At 67.9% G+C, this 17,398-nt stretch carries 20 protein-coding genes and 2 pseudogenes; 13 read left to right on the forward strand and 9 right to left on the reverse strand.

What is annotated here, in order from left to right; all coding sequences use genetic code 11:
• Window positions 1-99: 99 nt before the first annotated feature.
• Window positions 100-627, forward strand: coding sequence for a VOC family protein (locus ABZT03_RS39265; RefSeq protein ID WP_356048357.1), 528 nt, complete (start codon window positions 100-102; stop codon window positions 625-627).
• A gap of 979 nt (window positions 628-1,606) precedes the next feature.
• Here ABZT03_RS39265 and ABZT03_RS39270 read toward each other — a convergent pair.
• The gene (locus ABZT03_RS39270; protein ID WP_356048325.1) at window positions 1,607-2,563 is read right to left on the reverse strand and encodes an alpha/beta hydrolase; all 957 of its coding nucleotides are present in this window, start codon (window positions 2,561-2,563) and stop codon (window positions 1,607-1,609) included.
• Window positions 2,564-3,299: 736 nt separating this feature from the next.
• Window positions 3,300-3,446, reverse strand: a complete 147-nt coding sequence (locus ABZT03_RS39275) for a hypothetical protein (protein WP_356048327.1) — start codon at window positions 3,444-3,446, stop codon at window positions 3,300-3,302.
• Between the two features lie 555 nt (window positions 3,447-4,001).
• Between ABZT03_RS39275 and ABZT03_RS39280 the strand changes: the two genes are divergently transcribed.
• The 3 genes and pseudogenes from ABZT03_RS39280 to ABZT03_RS39290 all read left to right on the forward strand — a co-directional run.
• A complete protein-coding gene (locus tag ABZT03_RS39280; protein WP_356048329.1) occupies window positions 4,002-4,313 on the forward strand; it encodes a hypothetical protein in 312 nt (103 codons plus the stop codon).
• A gap of 53 nt (window positions 4,314-4,366) precedes the next feature.
• Window positions 4,367-5,563 (forward strand): hypothetical protein, encoded by a 1,197-nt coding sequence (locus ABZT03_RS39285; RefSeq protein WP_356048331.1) that lies wholly within the window; start codon window positions 4,367-4,369, stop codon window positions 5,561-5,563.
• A gap of 463 nt (window positions 5,564-6,026) precedes the next feature.
• A pseudogene (locus ABZT03_RS39290) lies at window positions 6,027-6,242 on the forward strand (IS21 family transposase); the annotation flags it as partial.
• Between the two features lie 269 nt (window positions 6,243-6,511).
• On the opposite strand, the gene ABZT03_RS39295 reads toward ABZT03_RS39290, so the two are convergent.
• Both ABZT03_RS39295 and ABZT03_RS39300 read right to left on the reverse strand, forming a co-directional pair.
• Window positions 6,512-7,366: a PRC and DUF2382 domain-containing protein gene (locus tag ABZT03_RS39295; protein ID WP_356048333.1), complete on the reverse strand. Its 855-nt coding sequence runs from the start codon at window positions 7,364-7,366 to the stop codon at window positions 6,512-6,514.
• 137 nt (window positions 7,367-7,503) lie between these two features.
• Window positions 7,504-7,680: a hypothetical protein gene (locus ABZT03_RS39300; RefSeq protein WP_356048334.1), complete on the reverse strand. Its 177-nt coding sequence runs from the start codon at window positions 7,678-7,680 to the stop codon at window positions 7,504-7,506.
• A gap of 657 nt (window positions 7,681-8,337) precedes the next feature.
• On the opposite strand from ABZT03_RS39300, the gene ABZT03_RS39305 reads away from it, so the two are divergent.
• Window positions 8,338-9,012, forward strand: a complete 675-nt coding sequence (locus ABZT03_RS39305) for a DUF2238 domain-containing protein (RefSeq protein ID WP_356048336.1) — start codon at window positions 8,338-8,340, stop codon at window positions 9,010-9,012.
• Window positions 9,013-9,192: 180 nt separating this feature from the next.
• Here the strand turns inward: ABZT03_RS39305 and ABZT03_RS39310 are convergent.
• Both ABZT03_RS39310 and ABZT03_RS39315 read right to left on the reverse strand, forming a co-directional pair.
• A pseudogene (locus ABZT03_RS39310) lies at window positions 9,193-9,380 on the reverse strand (hypothetical protein).
• A complete protein-coding gene (locus ABZT03_RS39315) occupies window positions 9,370-9,540 on the reverse strand; it encodes a hypothetical protein (protein ID WP_356048338.1) in 171 nt (56 codons plus the stop codon). Before ABZT03_RS39315 ends, ABZT03_RS39310 begins: the two are co-directional and overlap by 11 nt.
• A 126-nt stretch (window positions 9,541-9,666) precedes the next feature.
• On the opposite strand from ABZT03_RS39315, the gene ABZT03_RS39320 reads away from it, so the two are divergent.
• Window positions 9,667-10,953 (forward strand): hypothetical protein, encoded by a 1,287-nt coding sequence (locus tag ABZT03_RS39320; protein ID WP_356048340.1) that lies wholly within the window; start codon window positions 9,667-9,669, stop codon window positions 10,951-10,953.
• Here the strand turns inward: ABZT03_RS39320 and ABZT03_RS39325 are convergent.
• Entirely contained in the window at window positions 10,950-11,849 is a 900-nt protein-coding gene (locus ABZT03_RS39325) for an alpha/beta hydrolase (RefSeq protein ID WP_356048341.1), read from the reverse strand. The two genes, ABZT03_RS39320 and ABZT03_RS39325, sit on opposite strands and share 4 nt — an antisense overlap.
• Window positions 11,850-11,927: 78 nt before the next feature.
• On the opposite strand from ABZT03_RS39325, the gene ABZT03_RS39330 reads away from it, so the two are divergent.
• The 3 genes from ABZT03_RS39330 (at window position 11,928) to ABZT03_RS39340 (ending at window position 13,170) form a co-directional block, all read left to right on the forward strand.
• The gene (locus ABZT03_RS39330) at window positions 11,928-12,380 is read left to right on the forward strand and encodes a MarR family winged helix-turn-helix transcriptional regulator (RefSeq protein ID WP_356048343.1); all 453 of its coding nucleotides are present in this window, start codon (window positions 11,928-11,930) and stop codon (window positions 12,378-12,380) included.
• Between the two features lie 159 nt (window positions 12,381-12,539).
• Entirely contained in the window at window positions 12,540-12,797 is a 258-nt protein-coding gene (locus ABZT03_RS39335; protein ID WP_356048345.1) for a ribbon-helix-helix domain-containing protein, read from the forward strand.
• A gap of 1 nt (window position 12,798) precedes the next feature.
• Entirely contained in the window at window positions 12,799-13,170 is a 372-nt protein-coding gene (locus ABZT03_RS39340; protein WP_356048347.1) for a toxin Doc, read from the forward strand.
• A 768-nt stretch (window positions 13,171-13,938) separates the two neighbouring features.
• Here the strand turns inward: ABZT03_RS39340 and ABZT03_RS39345 are convergent.
• Window positions 13,939-14,118 (reverse strand): DUF6480 family protein, encoded by a 180-nt coding sequence (locus ABZT03_RS39345; protein ID WP_356048348.1) that lies wholly within the window; start codon window positions 14,116-14,118, stop codon window positions 13,939-13,941.
• Window positions 14,119-14,322: 204 nt separating this feature from the next.
• Here ABZT03_RS39345 and ABZT03_RS39350 point away from each other — a divergent pair, with 204 nt between their 5' ends.
• From ABZT03_RS39350 to ABZT03_RS39360, 3 genes are all read left to right on the forward strand, one after another.
• Complete coding sequence (locus ABZT03_RS39350; protein ID WP_356048359.1) at window positions 14,323-14,565, forward strand: hypothetical protein; 243 nt, start codon at window positions 14,323-14,325, stop codon at window positions 14,563-14,565.
• 37 nt (window positions 14,566-14,602) lie between these two features.
• A complete protein-coding gene (locus ABZT03_RS39355; RefSeq protein ID WP_356048350.1) occupies window positions 14,603-14,803 on the forward strand; it encodes a type II toxin-antitoxin system VapB family antitoxin in 201 nt (66 codons plus the stop codon).
• A 122-nt stretch (window positions 14,804-14,925) separates the two neighbouring features.
• Window positions 14,926-15,162, forward strand: a complete 237-nt coding sequence (locus tag ABZT03_RS39360; protein WP_356048352.1) for a hypothetical protein — start codon at window positions 14,926-14,928, stop codon at window positions 15,160-15,162.
• A 621-nt stretch (window positions 15,163-15,783) separates the two neighbouring features.
• Here ABZT03_RS39360 and ABZT03_RS39365 read toward each other — a convergent pair.
• Entirely contained in the window at window positions 15,784-16,182 is a 399-nt protein-coding gene (locus ABZT03_RS39365) for a VOC family protein (RefSeq protein ID WP_356048353.1), read from the reverse strand.
• A 93-nt stretch (window positions 16,183-16,275) separates the two neighbouring features.
• Here ABZT03_RS39365 and ABZT03_RS39370 point away from each other — a divergent pair, with 93 nt between their 5' ends.
• A complete protein-coding gene (locus ABZT03_RS39370; protein ID WP_356048355.1) occupies window positions 16,276-17,265 on the forward strand; it encodes a YafY family protein in 990 nt (329 codons plus the stop codon).
• The last annotated feature ends 133 nt before the right edge of the window (window positions 17,266-17,398 follow it).

Below are 17,398 nucleotides of genomic sequence, written 5' to 3' on the forward strand. Positions count from 1 at the left end.
CGCGGACGCACGCTGATCGACCGCCGTCTGTATCTGCCCACCTCCTGGACGGATGACCGGGACCGCTGCCGCCGGGCCGGCATCGACGACAGCGTAGATGTGCTGCAGGCGCGGGTCGTACACGAGAACCCCGCGGTGGCGTTCCTCACGTACGACGACGAGCACCACAGGATCGCACTGACGGACCCCGACGGGATGGCGGAACTCACGGCGGAGCACGGCGGTGAAAGCCTCGGGGAATTCGCTGGGGAGTTCGTGGGTTCGGGCACGGCCGCGCTCCCTGCCGACCTGTCCACCCTGCCGCCGCACGGCCTGATGCACATCGCGTTCACCTACGGGTCGTTGCTCGATCTTCTCGAGACCTACGAGCGGCTTGCGGAAGGTGGGGTCAAGCCGGTCACGGTGATCAACCACGGGACCACCACCTCGCTGTACTACGCCGACCCCGACGGAAACAACATCGAGCTGCAGATCGACAACTTCGACACGGCGGAGGAACACACCGCCTTCATCGAGTCGGAGTCCTTCCGGAGGAACCCCGCCGGCGTCCCCTTCGACCCGGACGAGTTGCTCACGAGGCTCAGGGCCGGAGAGTCCGTAGCCGCTCTGGTGACCCCGACTTGGTGACCGCGCAGGTCGCGGTGGTCGGCCAAGAGTCCGACGCAGATTTCCTCAAGGCGCGCACCACCTGCCTGGGCATCATCACCACGTCGTTGCGGCTGCCTCGCCGGCGGCCGGGCGACCAAGGCCCTGGAAGTGTTGCCATGCACACCACAAGGCGCCGGTCGTAGCGCGACGCACGGCGTGGAAGTGGGCACGCTGCCGGGTGTGGGGGCGGCCAACGACACGGATGCGGTGAACCTCGATGTGACTGTCGGCCTCCATGTCTGGCCGCCGGAGTGGACCCTCGACGCGCCGGCCGCCGAGGCAAGACGCCCAGGTATCGAGATCGGCCGAAGCCAGGTCCGCCGGAATGCTGCTGGCCGAGGGGTGCGCTGGCGCCGTACCCACTCCTGGACGAGATCGACGGACACCGACTGGCGAGGGAAAGGAACAGGATCATCGAGCTCTACACCTGCACGCCAGACGGCGCGACGGTCGACTGCGCCGATGAGCTTGGAGCGGTGCTCCCGCGCACGTTCCCGCCGGCGCCGGGCTGGTCGCCGGACGGACACCGAGTCGAGTCCGAGGTCGAATACGGCCGCGGGCCGAAGAAGTTCCGGGTCTGCGCGCCCTGCGAGTGCGGGACGGACACGAGATCACCATGCGGCTTCCTCCCGCAACAGCGTTTCCACCAGCGGTTCTTCAGAAGATCGAGGAGGCAGCCAAACCCGTCGGAGACATCTACGTCGTCACCGACAACCTGTCGTCGCACAACAGCCTGTCCATCCGGACCTGGCTGGAGGACCATCCCACATCCGGCACGTCCTCGTTCCCGTTGGCGTCTGCTGGCGCACCCTTCAGGAGGGCTGGTGGCGCATCTTCCGCACAGCCGCCCTCGCCGGCCAGTCCTTCGCCGGACCTGTAGAGAGCGAACACGCCACCCACATGTACGACGCCGATATGGGTACGCCGTTTGAGGAATCCAGCACTGGGCAAGAAGCGCTCAGCCGTTCTTGAGCGCCTTTCGCAGGACGCGAATCGCCTGCTCCACGGCGGCGGTGGTGGCGTTGGTCGGTCGTACGGGGTTGAGCATCATGAAGTCGTGGATGATGCCGTTGTAGCGGACGCTGGTCGTGGGAACACCGGCCTGGGTCAACTTGCGCGCATAGGCTTCGCCTTCGTCACGTAGCACGTCGTTTTCGTCGACGATGACGAGGGCCGGCGGCAGACCCGCCAGTTCTTCCGTTGTGGCACGGAGTGGCGACGCCGTGATCTCGCTACGTTGTTCGCCGCTGTTGGGGATGTAAGCGTCCCAGAACCATTCCATGGACTTCGCCGTGAGGAAGGGGCCATCCGCGAACTCGCGGTAGCTGTCGGTGTCCTGCGCGGCATCCGTCACCGGGTAGTACATCGACTGATGGACGAAACGCACATCGAGCCGCTGCTTGGCCATGATCGCGACCGCGGCCGTCATGTTCCCGCCGACCGAGTCACCGGCGACCGCCATACGGCTTGCGTCGAGTCCTTCGTCCGCCCCGTTCCTAGTGATCCACTGGGCGGTCGCGTAGGCCTGCTCGATCGCTACCGGGTAGCGGGCTTCGGGGGAGCGGTCGTACTCGACGAAGGCAACCGCGGCCTTCGTACCGTCGCACAGCTCACGGATGAGTCTGTCGTGTGTGCCGGAGTTGCCCAGGATCCATCCACCCCCGTGGATATAGAGGATGACCGGTAGAGGACCCTCGGCACCCAGCGGCTTGAGCAGGCGGACCTGGACGTCTCCCACCTCTGCCGGGACGGTGATCCACTTATCCTCACCTACCTCAACCTTGTGGACTGGGGCAGCCTGGATGTCGTCGAGTACTTTGCGGGCGCCCTCCGGACCGAGTTCGTAGGGGAAGGGCGGGTTCGCTGTCGCGTCCGCGATCTCCTGAGCCTGTGGCTCAAGGACGTGCTCTCCCATTGTTGGCACCTTTCAGTGGCGACGTTCCACAGCAGGTACAGCCGATTTTCCAGTCAGGTGAGAGAAACGGCATGTGGACACCGGTCTCCGACCGCGACGGCCCCATCCACCGCCGCTGCATCCTGGCCCCGCAGACCTGGCCTGCTGCCGGGATCCTGGGGCTTGACTCAAAGCCGGGTATTGGACGTGTTTCCGCTGGTCAGGATGGTTGAGCGAGTTCTCGGACTGCTGTAGGTGGCGGGGTCGGTCTTGGTGATGAGTCCGTGCGCGGCCCATATGTCGATCTGTCGATACATCGTGCCGAGGGTGATGCCGCCGAGGTGGCGGGCGAGGCCGCGGGTGTGCCACTGGCGGTTGGGTTCTGCGTGAAGGAGGTCCAGGACGCGCTGTCTGCGCCGGTCGGCGGCCGGTGTGCGCCGATCTTCTTGCGAGACGGTGGGCAGGTCGGGACCCGAGTTTGTTCCCTGCCCACATCCATCCGATGCCCGAGCCGACCTCACAGTACGGGAGTCCTCCGCGATCAAGCCCCAGTGCGGAGGACTCCCCGCCGGGCTCGCTGCCGAACCCTGCGCTGGACGGGTAGCCACCAGCACACCGCGTATGCCCGACCAGATGGGTGCCGATGACCGATCACGTGGCGCTGCTCGTCTTTCACAGCGCGAACCACATGATGCGCATCGCGCGGTGACGGCGCCGTTCATCGCGCGGTGACGGCGCCGTTCATCGTGCGTACGGCTCACTGGGTTTGCTGGGGGATGCCCAGGACGTCGTACAAGTGCTGGCCGTGGGCCCATCTCCTCGCTCCGGGACGGCCCATGGGGAGGAGTTCGTAGTGTGCGGAGAATTCGGTGGCGGGATGGGTGAAGCCGTCGAGGCCGATCATGATGGGGATGTCGGCTCCGTGGTGGAGGCGTGCCGTCCTGTTGAACTCTGTACGTGCCGACCGGGACCTTGAACTGATTACATTGTGAGATCGCGAGCTGACCGTCGGGGTCGCGGGCGGTGACGTCCACGCCAAGGTCTCAGGCGCCTCCCACCAGCCGTGTGCCACCGAACCCGTCATGGGCCAGGAGATCCACGACCTCGCTGAGCGGCAGGTCGGCGAGAGACCGCGGTAGGACACTGCTCCCACTCGGCTGCGTCAGCGAGCTTCTCCACTCGCCCATGGACCGTCCGTTGGCAGGCGCAGCGCAGCGCCTGTAGCGCATCTCGGACTGCCCGGACCTGAGCGAACTCGCGTACGGTCCCGCTCCCGCCCAAAGTGCGCAGCCGCGCTCGACCGTCGAGCCCGACGAGCTCGTCGGTGCTTCGGCCGTCCACGGGTGTGCTGTTGAGGACGGCGAGCAGTACGTCCTCCGGGCTCTGCACGGTTACCTCCCACTTGACCAGCAGCGCCATGGTCGCTCGGTGCCAGCTCGAAGGTCGCTAGTGTTGTCCCATGGGTGTGTTGCAGGCGGCCGAGCTCGAGGCCATGATCGAAGAGGCGACTGTTGATGCCTACAACGATGACGAGCAGGTGACCGGTCTGTTCACCATGCTTGAGGAATACCTCGCTTTGCCTTTCACCACCGCGGTTGTCGGCGTGGAGGTGTCCGTGGACGGCATCGACCTCACACCGGACGGCAGGATCGTGGCCCTGTGCTCTCGCGGCGGCATGCGGCAAACGATCGGGGTCCTGGAACTGCCGTTGCCCAGCCCGGCGCCCGAGGGTGCGGAGTGGATCGAGGCATACCGTCACTGGGCCGGTTGAGGATGGGTCACCTCACACCTCTCGCGGAACCGGATTGTGTGAAAGGGCTGAATGTGGCTGACGCCGTACAGGGCAGGCAGCAGGGCGGCGGCGGACCGTCGCTGACCGACCTGATCAAGCGTAGTGCCGAGCTGAAAGGGCAGCTGGTCGCTTTCGGGCAGAGCGCCCGCTTCGACCGCTGGTTGACGCCCCTCCTCCTCCAAGCGGCCGGTCCTGAACGGCAGTTGGATGAGGGCGAGGCGATCCGGCTCATGGACCACTTCATCCTGCGGTACCGCCTGCCGGACGGTTCGAGTGTGGTGGACCGTTTCGTCGCGGGACGTAAGGACTTGACTGCGGTCGACCGGGAGATGCTGCTGGGTTGGCGTGATCCGGTCGAGGGCATCTTCGAGATCCAGTGCAAGGAGGGGGACGCCGTCGTCCTGCTGAACCTGGTCGACGACCTGGAGTACCGCACGTACTCCAATGCGGGACCGGCGGCGTTTCGTGGAGTGTCCAAGGGGAGCTTCCTGCACACCTGCCTCGTACCCGTCCACTCGGCCGGCGGGCCGTGGCTGGTGTCCGGGGCGATGTCGAGTTACCCCAAGTCCAGTGCCCGCGAGATTGCCCAGGCTGCTATCGGTCTGGCCACCAGCCAGCCTGAACTGGTCTTCCGCAATCCCGTGAAGATCGAGCAGGGCTGGCAGCAGATGCGGCAGGACCGGGCCGCGTTCGTCGAGTTCTGCGGCGGCGACGAACTGGTCCTTTTGCCTGCCGAAGCCGAGGACCTTCTCAACGCCTACTACCGTCATCGCCAAGAGGCCGCCCTTGCCCGACAGCCCGACCGTGCCCGAGGCAGGCGGGCGGGCTCGGATCTGCGCTTCTTCGAGCTACCGCGAGAACTGGCGGACTCGGACAGCATCGGTGTCATCTACGACGAGGTCGACGGGCTCAATTTCTACGCGGACTACGGAATGCTGCGGGAGCTCTTTGTGGAGCCGGCGCTCGCGGGCCGCAGGCACCAGGACTTGTTGCGTACGTACCTGCGCGAGGAGTCGATCGCGCCGCTGCCGATCCGCCGACTGGCCGCCGCTCATCCGCAGACAGTCGACGCTGTATTCCGGAAACTGTTGCGGAAGCCCGGATTCACCTGGACTGAGCACGGCGAGGCGCTGATGCGGCGACGTAAGCCTTGGTACTACGCGAACGAACCCCGCCCCGGTGTCTCCGTGATCGGGGACAGGCTCAGCGTGCTTGCCGTCGGCCGCTGACAGACATCGATTGCTCCCGCAGTCTGCTGCTCGGCAGGTACGACACCACCGGGCGTCTACACACCTGGGCGAGGGGAGGGTCTGGGGTTCATACGATCATGATCGCTGGCCGGTTCACCCGGTTTGAGTATTAGGTGCCTGGTCCGGGGGCCGGTAAGGCTGTGTGCCCTCCGGCGGTCACGAGCCGCCTGTCGCCAGTCCCGACGAGAGCTGCACTCAGAACGCCATGGTGACACTCCATGACGGTGAGTCGGCTACTTCGAAAGGGGTTCCTTTCCTGGGGAAGCCGGCCCGGATCGACGTGGTCGGCGAGATAGATCATGGTTTCGGGGTCCATGCCGAGGCGGCGGCGACGAGTTTGGGATTCATGGCGTTGACCAGGTCGAGTAGTCGAGTGCAGCGGATCATGTGGGCGGGAAGCCGCAGGCGTCGAGGACCGGCTTCCAGGTCTACCGGACACCGGCGGCTGCTGACCGAGCTGGGCGCCGTCCCACGGGTGCTGGTCTGGGACTACGAAGGAGCCGTCGGCCCGTGGCGGTCCGGCGGACCCCAACTCACGGATCACTTCGCTGCGTTCGCCAGACTGCTGGGCATCAAGGTCCTGCTATGCAAGCCCCGGGATCCCGAGGCCAAGAGCCTGGTCGAACGAGCCAACGGCTATCTCGAGACGTCCTTTCTGTGCGCTGGCAGTGGGTGCGGGCGCGGCCGGGCGGCGCCGTGGCCATCCCTGAGCTGACTGTGACACTGGGCCGCTGTAGCTGCTCTGGCCCAGCAGGTGATCGTTGCCTGGCGTACGGCAGCCCCGCGCTGGGCGGGCCTGGCGGATTGCCTCAGAGAACTGATCGGCGGTTGCGGAGTGGGCCGGGCGTCACCGTGGCAGAGAGGCGTGAGGAGAGGGCCGGTACCGCGGAGGTTACCGGCCCTCTCCTTATGCGTGCGTCGCGTCGCTCAGCGGTCTGTGTTCTTCCCGGTGTCGGTGTCGATCTGCTCCTTGCGTACCGTGCCGCGGACGGTCTCCTCTTCGGTAACCTCCTCGGTGCCCAGGCGGACCCGTTCCACGGGGACGGTCTCGGTCTGCGTCATGGGGCGCTCCTCGTGCAGGATGACCTCATGTTCGGCTTCGGAGATCTCTTGGCCGGACATGGCGGCGCCCCGGTTGGCGTCGGTGATCGGCTCCCGCTCGACGCGGACCTCCTCGTGCCGCACGGGAATGGTCTGCTGCACTTCTTCGGTGACGACGTACTTGCGCAGCCGCGCGCGGCCGGCCTCCCGGCGCTCGGTGCCCACGTGCATCCGCTCCTCCGAGCGGGTCATCGCGTCATCGCCGGTCCGCTCGGTGCCTGCGGCGGGCGTTTCCTGCCCTGTGGTGCCAGTGCCAGTGCCAGTGCCAGTGCCAGTGCCGGTGCGGGTGCCGGTGCCGGTGCCGGTGCCGGTGCGGGCCCAGCCGCCCGCCCCTGGCTGGTTGGCCTGCTGCCAGGAGGCGTCCCAGTCGATGCCGTAATGCTCGTACAGGCGGTGCTCTTCGGCCTCGGACAGGTGGCCGCCCGCGTCGACATCGACGTTGGGTGCGTCCTTGATGGCGTCCTTGGCGTAGGGCACCTCGAGGTGGTCCTCCACCATGGCCGCTTCATGGATGGGCACGAAGGACTCACTGGTGCCGAACAAGCCGGTCTTGACGCTGACCCACTCCGGCTCACCGGTCACATCGTCGAGATAGACGTGCTTGGCATCACCGATCTTGTTGCCATCGCTGTCATAGACGGGGTGGTCAAGCACTGTGGGTATCTGCTCATGCGTGATCATTCGGGCTCTCCTTTGCTCCCCGAACGACTAACCCTCCACATGGGAGGCAAACAGACAAACTTGCATAAATGCGGATGACTCTTGCAGTCATTGTGCCGGGTTTGGTGCAGGAGACCCGCCACCGCGGTGGTTGCGCGCTACCCCGGCAGGCGCTCACGCCCCTTCCCGCCGGCGAGCTCCGCGAGGATCTCCCACAGCATCTCCTCACCGTCGAGCGTGATGTCGGCATAGCCGCGGCCGCAGGTGCACGGCACGATCAGCGTCAGAACATCGCGGGTGGCGTCTTCCTCGCTGAGGTGCAGGGTGTGGTGCACCTACAGCCCGCCGTCCAGCCAGGCCACCGCGCTCGCCTCCCAGGATCCCGAGCGCGGCGCGCCGCTGGGACGGGTGGCCGTGCCAGTCCATCGCCTCCAGCACCGTGCCGAGGGTGTCCGTGTAGGCCATGTACACGTAGTGCGCGGCAGCGGTGATCGCGTCCTCGCGCTGTTCGTCAGCGGTGGGTGCACCGACGGCCTGCGCCATGTCGACCAGGTGCGCCAGCGGCGAGTCCGCCGCGTAGGGGCGTAACGGCAGGTTCAGGGTCTCGGTCATGTGGAGCTCCCTCCGGGAGTGCAGGCCCCGGCCATCCGGTCCATCGCCGGGGCTCGCCCGTCAGTGGCAGCGTGGGCGGGGCGGGACGGAAGACCGTCAGATCAGGGCAGTCCAGCCGGCCAGCAGGAGCAGGGCAAGGGCGGGACCCGGACGCCTGGACAGACACCCTCAATGACCCGGCGAAGACCAATGCTTGGATCAAGGAGATAGCAGAACAGCTGGCCTCGAGACGACAGGGAGGGTCCATCTCCGAGAGATGACGGATGCGGGCTGGGCCCTGACCGGGCACTCAGACACCGCAGTTGAGTACACGTACTCATGCCGGGGGTTCACGGCGGGCCCAAGGATGAGGGCACACCCCCGGACATGAGGAGTCAGCGATGCCCGCCATCCACCCGACTGTCATCCCGTCGCCGGACGCACGACCGGCCTACTCCGGACGTCGGCTGCCCGCCGTGTTCGCGCTCTTGGTCGCTGCGGCGCTCGGTGTGTCCGTGTGGGGCGCCAAGGACCCGACCACCTGGCTGCTGGAGACGGTCTGGGTGATTCTGGGCCTGCCGCTGCTGGTCCTGCTGCGCAAGCGGTTCCCGCTGAGCGGCCTGCTGTGCGGTCTGCTGGCCGTGCACGCACTGGTTCTCGTCGTGGGCGGGCACTACACCTACGCGGAGGTGCCTGCCGGTGAATGGATGCGCGACTGGTTCGGCCTGGAGCGCAACCCCTATGACCGCTTCGGCCATCTCATGCAGGGGTTCGTCCCGGCGATCCTGGTCCGGGAACTCCTCGTCCGCACCTCGCCGTTGCGTGGCAGCCGCTGGCTCGCCCCGCTGACCGTCTGCGCCTGCCTCGCCTTCAGCGCGGTCTTCGAGATGCTGGAGTGGGCGGCGGCCGTGATCGGCGGACAGGCTGCCGACGCGTTCCTGGCCACTCAGGGCGATGTGTGGGACACCCAGTGGGACATGTTCTGCGCGCTGATCGGCGCCACCTGCTCGCTGCTGCTGCTCAGCCGCCCGCACGACCGCAGCCTGACCCGCCTGATGCTTCCGGCGAAGGGCTGAACACGCCATCTCATGGGGCAACCAGCGGAGGCTGCTACCGAGCGCGCAAATGGCTGTTCCCGCGTGGCGTCCTCGCCCAGCTGATCGACGTCTTCGACTTCGGGGTCCCTGCGGTCGCGGCGGGAACGGCGGATCGCCGCGCCCGGCCGGGAGGGTCCGCGCGCGGCGCTCGCGGTGGTGCTACTGAGGGGTGGTGTCGGTGACCACGAGGAACTGGTCGCGACCGAGGTCCATCACGACCTGGGCGTTGATGCTTGGGCGCGCGGGGCGGCGTGCTCTTCGGCCGGCCAGGAGCCGCGGGGGCCTCCGGCGGGGAACCGCTCCAGGACGGTCCGGGCCTGCGTGGCGGTGGCGGCATCAGGCGTCACCGCCGGTCCCGCGCTCGTGGATGTCGATGAGGGTGACGATGACGATGGCGTAGGGGTTGTTCACCATGCCGACCCACTGCCCGTGGGCGATGAAGACCGGCACGACGTCGGTGTCGGCGTCGCATACGACGACGTGGTCGCCGAACCTGTCGAGGACCATCTCCTGCAGACTCTGGCGGATGTCAGGGCACACCCATCATGACAGGTCAGAGGCTGTTTCAGTAGGACGAACGGCACAGGTCACCAGGCTTGTTCGGCCTTCTCCGAGACGCCCAGAATCTCCGTCATGAATCACTCGGGAAAAGTGGATCAGGACGACATCCTGCGGGCGCGGAACATACTGCTTGCGTCAGGACGCCGCACGCCACGCGAGGAAGTCGACGCATACCGGGTGCTCGCCCAGGTCAGTCCCGCCTCCTACCTCCCCCGCCTGGTCAAGGCATTGCAGCGCCTGAGTTACGACTCCAGCTCCGGCCAGCAGCATCCGGCCTGTCTCGCGCTGCGCGAGGAAGCAGTGGCCGCGGCGCGGGACATCGATCCGGCCGAACCTGCCCGTGCGGATCTTCTGTACGAGGCACTCGACACGTGCCAGAGAGAGCTGTACACGCTTGGCCGCCGCGCCGAAGGGCTCGCCATGCGCGCCGAGATGCTCTCCATCGGCCGTGCGCAGGCCGAACTGTCCGGAGGCCCCGCGGTCCAAGGGCTGCGAGACTGGGCTGCCGGTCTCTCCGAGGAAGGCCGGTATGCCGAGGCTGCCGATGCCCTCACCGAATGGGTCGCGGCGATCCTGCCCAACGGGCCCGGCAGTGGGAGTCTCGCCTGGTCACTCCTGCAGTGGATCGCCGCTCTCGATGACGCAGGCCGGTCCAGCGAAGCACTCGCCGCCTTCGGGACACTCGTCAGCATGGAAGCGGTCGAGGCCGCGAACGACCGGGGCCCGATGGCCTGCCACCTCTACTCGCTGATCGGGTACGCGCAGATGCTCGACACCTGCGGCCGAGGCGAACAGGCAGCCACCGTACGGCAAGAGGCGCTGGCCTTGCTGACGGAGCTGGCCGCCACCGGCGAGCGCAAGTCCTGGAGCGGCTATCAGGCGTCCTACTGGGCGGTTCTGCTGTCCTGCTCCGGCGCCTTCAGAGAGCCACCGACGGCCAGCGGACCGCGTCCGCCTTCGGGAACTACGCCTATGCAGTGGTCCCCTGATGCCAAACGGCGCTACTTCGACAGTCGCACCACTCTGCGCGAAGCGGTGGACGCCCTTGCTGCGCGAGCCGCCGAAGATCCGGAGCGGCACCTGGCTGAACTGGTCCGGCTACACCGGGTACTTACCGTCCGCTCCGCTGTCTACTGGGAGCACCGTACCCATCTGTTCGTGGAGCAAGTGCGCTCCCTCTTCGATGACGGGGTGGGCCTGGCTCGCCGACTGGTGAAGCACCATCCGAGATGCGGAGCCCCGGTACTGGCCCAGATCCTTACAGACCGATCGACCTTCCACACCGCCGCTCGCGAGTTCGGGCCCGCCCTCGATGACTTCCGCGAAGCCCTGAGCTACCTGGGGGAGGAGGTCTACTAGGTGCGGGCCAGTGCGGCGCTGATGAAGCGGGCGGCGCGGTCGAGAGCCGCGTCGGCCTCGTCCAGCTGCCCCTCAAAGGCGTGGAAGACATGGGGGACGTCGGCGGTGATGTCGAGCTGGACGTCGACCCCGGCCGTGGCCGCCCGGACGGCGAACCGGGTGGAGTCGTCCAGCAGGACCTCGTTGGAGCCGGCCTGGAGCAGGAGCGGGGGCAGCCCGGTCAGGTCGGCGTGGATGGCTGGGCTCAGCAGCGGCTGGTGGGGGTCCTGTCCGGCCAGGTAGTGGGCGAAGACGGAGGTCAGGTCCGCGCGGGTGAAGAGCGGGTCGGCGTCGTGCTTGGTGGTCATGCTCTCGCACGAGAGAGTGGCGTCCAGGGCCGGGGAGAAGGCGACCGCGGCGGCCGGCATCGGTAGTCCGTCCTCGCGGGCGGTGAGCAGGGTGGTGACGGTGAGGCCGCCGCCGGCCGACTCCCCGGCCAGGACGATCTGCTCGGCCGGAACGCCCTGGCCCAGGAGGTCGCGGTAGGCGGCGAGGCCGTCGTGGACGGCGGCGGGGAAGGGGTGTTCGGGGGCGAGCCGATAGTCGACCGTTATGGCGCGGACGCCGGTGCGGCGCACCAGTGAGGCGGTGAGTTGCAGGGCCGTGGCGGGTGAGCCGAAGACCCAGCATCCGCCGTGGAAGTGGATGATCGTCCCGGTGACGGGGCTGCTCTCAGGCTCGACGGTCAGGGCGGGACGCCCGCCGAGGATGGAGGGGGTGACGGTGACCCCGGTCGGTGCCGGGCCTGAGGTCATCTGGGCCTCGAAGCCCTTGCGCAGTTGCTCCGGGGGGAGGCTGCCGTCGAACGGTCCCTGCCGCATCAGGGTGTCCACTGTCGCGCGCTGCGTCTTGCTCATGGGATCCTCCAGATGACGTTGTTCTTCACCAGGAACTATATTCCAAGGAATATTATTCCTACGAATCTGGAGTAGAGTGTGACCGACCTCACGCAGGTGTTCATGGACCTGGTCCGCTACGAGACCAGGCTCTACAACGCGCTGAGCGAACGACTGCGCGCCGAGCACGTGCTGACGATGGGCCAGTTCGAGTTCCTGCGCATCATCGACGGCCGGGACGACTGCCGGGTCAACGACCTGGCCCAGGAGGCTGCCATCACCGTCGGGGCGACCAGCAAGGCAGTGGACCGCTTGGAAGCCGCCGGCTGGGTGGTCCGGCGCCCCAATCCCAGCAACCGCCGGTCCTCCCTGCTGGAACTGACCCTCGCGGGCAGGAAGGTGCTGGCCGCCGCCACGCCCACGTTCGAGGACGGGCTGCGCTCCTGGCTCGCCGATCTGCTGACGGCCGACTCGCTGGAGCAGCTGGCGTCCACCGTCGGCCTGCTGCGCAGGGCGCTGGAGGAAGCCTCGGCGGGAACGCCCGCCGGCTAGGAGCGCGTCCCAGCAAGGGGCCAACCGCCCCTGATTAGTAATTGGGCGAGGGTGGCGCGCACGCCGGTGAGCACTGACGCCCGTGAGCGAGCCCAGGGGACGGATCCGTCTCTGCCGAAACCTCCCCCCGTGCTGTACGCCCTGCTGTACGGTCGTGGCATGGCGAAGTCAGTGACGATCCGGGTCCCTGAGGACCTCCACGCGCAGCTGCAGGAGCGGGCCGAGGCCGAGGGGACCACGGTTACCGCGCTCATCACCGAGGCCGCCCGCAACGCGGTCCGCGACCCCCGACTCGAGGGCGCCGCAGGAGTTTTCCGCCAGTTCGTCGCCGACAACGCGGACGCCTTCGACGCGGCGTTCCCCGACGACGCCCCCGCTCGTCGGGACGCCGCCCAGTTCCCGGGGCGGGCCGCCTGACGTGGAGCTCCACATCGATATCCGCTGGCTGCTGGAGCGCCAGGCGGAGGTGCTGCCCAAGCAACCGGAGGTCCACGACTTCTCCAACCTCGTGGCCGCCGTCGCCCGGCACCGCGTCAACACTCCGCAGGTCGGCGTCAGGGTGGACAGCGCTTGGCGGGCCGCTGCGCTCATGCACGCCGTGATCCGGCTGCGACCCCTCCCGGTCCGCAACGCCCTATACGGCGCCGCGATCGTCGTGTCGTACATGGACGCCGCGGGCGAGGCGATCGACCCGCCGTACGGGGGGCTGATCGACCTTGCCCGCGACATCGACGCTGGCCGTGCCGACGGCTACGACGCGGCCGACCGCATCCGCTCCTGGCGGATCTGACCACCGGCCCGGCGTCCAGGGCCCCACGCCCGCCGTAACAGCAAGGCGCTGGCCTGCGAAGGTTTCATGAAGTGGAACTCATTCGAGGTGCTGGTCGCGCAGCCCGCGAGCCCGGACCAATAACCTGTGCCCCGAGGCCCCGTCCGTCCGGCGTCTGCCGGGACTGCGAGCTCCAGCAGATGATCGACGGGTGCGCGGCCGCGCTGCCAGCCCCGCCTGAGCTGGAGGGCCCTCCGCGCGGTTCATGTGGCGAGTGCGGGTGCCGCATCTTCCCCAGCGGCCGGGCCCCCTCGAAGGACGACCTGTGCAAGCTCTGCCGCGAGGAAGCCGCCGCGCTGGAAGCGTCCGCGCCTGCCGTTCTCGATTCCCGGCCGGGCCGGCGACCTGCCCGGGCCGGGTGCACGGCAGCTCGGGCAAGCACTCGGCTGGTCTGTCCGAACCAGGAGGCGACGTCCTTGTCGACGTAGCCGACCAGGCGCAGGACCTCGGTGTGGGCGTCCGCAAGGGTGAGCCGGATCGGTCACTGGGAGCCGGAGTGCAGGGGTCGTACCCGGGGCATGGTTTGACCTCCCCACCCCGGGCGCGATGGATCCCAGGAGATCCGTGACCGTCACCGTAGGCACTGCAGTTGCCGGCGCGCCACGTCCGTCGGATTACTGGGACGCCGGCGCGGGCTGAGGGAGTCGCAGGCGGCGTTTGGGCTGCCCTGCGTCGAGCGCGACAAGAGCGCATGGCCAGGAAATCGCAGACGACGCGCCGAGCCAGAGGTCAGAGGCCGCTGATCCTGGCCACGAAGTACGCGGCGACGACCAGCGAGCCGATCACGACCAGCCCGAGCCAGAAATAGGGGTGTTCCCAGATCCCGCCATCCGGCCGCTCCTGATGCGCTTCCGCGATGGAGCCCTCGACGGGCGGGGTCTCTCCTGGTGGTACGAGTGGATGTGCCACCCCTCCACCGTCCGCCCGAACCGGTGAGGGCGCATCTTCACGGCGACGACGCTGCCCGCACCGGCACCCGCGGCGGCGGACCGGCACAGGGGCGATTAGCGAGGAAAACGGTGCAGCGGTATCGCAGCGTGTTCCGCCGCCCATCGCATGCTGTTGAGGTGGCATCTGTGACATGCATGTCACAGATTTGCTGATCGCGTCGGCCTGCACCACCTGCGCAGCGGCACCGCGACCCCCGAGGACTGGTCCCGCATCACTCGCGTCGATGACAGGGTCCGCTCAGCCCCCATCGTCGTCAGCGACGAACAGGTCAACACCCTCACCCAGATCAAAGCCCTGTGCCGCCGCATCATGGCGGGCGGGCGCGGGGAAGCCATCCTGGCCACAGCCGCGGCGCTCGTCGTGGTTCAAGGTGGTGCAGGCGCAGCGCGTGGTACGGAACCATGAGCGGCCAACGTCGGCTGCGACGCGATGAGGGGGCACAGTGGCCAAGGTCAATATCAGTCTCGACGCCGAACTCGTAGTGGAAGTGATGGTCCTGGCGGGGATCGGCTCGCCCCAGGACGCGATCGAGGCGGTCGTGCGGGACTACATCGCCCGTGGTCACCGAACGGAGGCTCGCACCGAGCTCAAAGACCAAAATCTGCGCGAGCTCGACGTCAAGCCGCAGGAACCGCAAGGCTGAGCAGCCTGTCTCGTGCGGGGAGCTCGCGAGCGACGACGGCGCGACCGAGGAATGGACGAGCGAGCTCCCTGCTGCGCACGTCGCGGGGAGGGGTCCGGTCGTGCACGGTTTAGGGTCCCTACGTGGCACACACCTTCGAAGAACTCGTGGAGAAGCAACGCGCCGCCGACCAGGCGCACGCGACCGTACAAGGCCTACGCAGCAAAGGTGACCCGTCCGCTTACGAGACCGCATGGCAGGCATGGCGCGACCTGGCCCAGGACGTGCGGGGCGCAGTCACCGTGCACGCGAAAGAGCAGGGCGCGATGCGGGCCGGCGTGGAGCTTGAGGTGAAGAAGGCGGTCCGGCACACCGAGTAGCGAGCACGCAGCTGCACCCCCAGCCGCATCGCGCTCCTCAACTACCGACTCAGCTGAAACCACCATCGCCCCCGCCCACGCCCGTAGCCCCGATTCCAGCGACGCCGACTGGCATCGGGGCAGCCCCGCCTCGCGAAGTAGGTCTCGGACTACGAGCGCCACGCCGGGCACCGCGTCTGGGAGGGCGCCTGCGGCACGATCGGCGGAACGTACCTGTGCTGGCAGCGCCGACTCGGGAGTTCCGCGCGGCCGTTGCCACAGGCAGCGCCTGACGCTGTCCCGTCCGGGCACCCGCTGCTGCCCTGGCCGCAGCTTTGCCGCAAGATCTCTGCAATACAGGGGACCACAGCACCCGTTGCTGTCAGCGGGGGAGCTGGGTGTGGATGGTTTGCCGTAGCCGGGGCCGAGGTGATGGTCAGGTGGTGGGTGAGGCGGCACTGGTGGAGTGTCGGTATGCGAGAGTTGCAGTATTCGCCCGCAGGGCGAGCAGCCCCGCACCCGACCTGTCACGTCAGCGGTGCGTCCGGATGTCCTGTGCTGGTGGCGCTCCTGGACTCGGCGGCCGCGTTCACCGGGAGCCCTGGGATCTCAGGACCCCCGTGTGAGTGGCTGTGCGTGGCGTCAGCGTGCGAATTTTTCGATGGCCGCTGGGGTGACGGGGGTGAAGAAGTTGACGAGGTTGCCGTCGGGGTCGCGGAACAGCAGCGACCGATTGCCCCAGGGCATCGTGGTGGGCTCGGTGACGAAGTCGGTGACGAAGCCGGTGAGGTTCTGGTGAACGCGGTCCACGTCGTCGACGAGGAACTCGGTGATCACGCTGTGGTTGTCCGCCGGGCGGGCAGAGCCCGGGGCGAACAGCGGGACGGTGCGGGTGCCGGCGATCGCGAGGGTGGCGCCCGAGGCCTTGAGTTCGGCGAAGTCCTCGGTGGCCCACGTCGCCCGCGCTCCTGTGGCTCGCTCGTAGAACTCGACGAGGCGCGCTACGTCGCTGGTGATGATGCGGATCGAGACGAAGTCCATGGGAATCTCCTTGGCTGTGCTGGAGGCGTGCACGTCGCAGGCTAGGAGAAATAGTGGACAGAATCGGTCCTGTATTCCCGTTAGGGTGCGAACATGCCTCGACCAACCGCCCGCGTGCTGACCCTCCTGGAGCTGCTGCAGTCGGGCGGCACCCGGACTGTGGCCGAACTCGCCGACCGGCTCGGCGTCGAAGGGCGCACTGTGCGGCGGTATGTGGACCAGCTGATCGACCTGGACGTGCCCGTGGAATCGCTGCGCGGCCGCTACGGCGGCTACCGGCTCGCCCCCGGGTACCGCTTGCCTCCGCTCATGCTCAGCGACGACGAGGCGCTGGCCGTGCTGCTCGGCCTGGTCGCCGGCCGCCGAGCAGGGCTGACGACGACGGAGCACACGGCAAGCGAGACGGCATCGGCCAAGATCCGGCGGGTGCTGCCCAAGCACATCGCCCATCGGCTCGACACACTCCTGGAAGCTCTCGCCTTCACGGATCAGCCCGGCGAGTTCGACACCCCGGACGCCGAGGTCCTGCTCACCATCGCCGATGCGGTGCGCCACCGCCGACCGGTCTCGATCCGCTACACCGACCGCGACGGACGGCGCAGCGAACGCACACTGCACGCGTACGGGATCGTCGCCCATGCGGGCCGGTGGTACGTCACGGGCAAGGACGCCCAGATCGGCGAGGACCGAACCTTCCGGCTCGATCGCATCGCAGACGCGCGGGCCCTGCCCGGCTCATTCGAAGCGCCCGTGGGTCCCGGTCCGGCACAGCGCGTGTTGTCAGCGTTCGCCACGGCCGAGTACCGGCATGAGGTGACCTTGCGGATCCACGGCACGGTCGGGCAGATCCGCGCCCACCTTCCCGCCAGCGTCGCGAGCCTGGAGCAGCCCGAGCCCGTGGCAGGCGAGGACCGGGCAACCGAGCGCTGGCTGCGCGTCGAGCTGCGGGCGGAGCGGCTCGACTGGTTGCCTCCGGTACTCGCCTCACTCGACCGGCCGTTCGTCATCGAGCGCCCCGATGAACTGCGCGACCTCGTCACCGCGCTCGCCGATCGCCTCACGTCCTACGCCTGTCAAGCCTGACCGCGAGGAACGAATGTCTTGACTTCCTCCCCCTCGTAAACGAGGGGGATTCCTACGGCTCGCGCCGTGGGGGTTTCTGCTTCATAGCCGACTGCCCCGTCCGGGAGGACTCCCGTTGAGGTCTCACACCGGC

Origin of the sequence: Streptomyces sp. NPDC005574, assembly GCF_040605435.1 — a bacterium.
Lineage (GTDB): Bacteria > Actinomycetota > Actinomycetes > Streptomycetales > Streptomycetaceae > Streptomyces.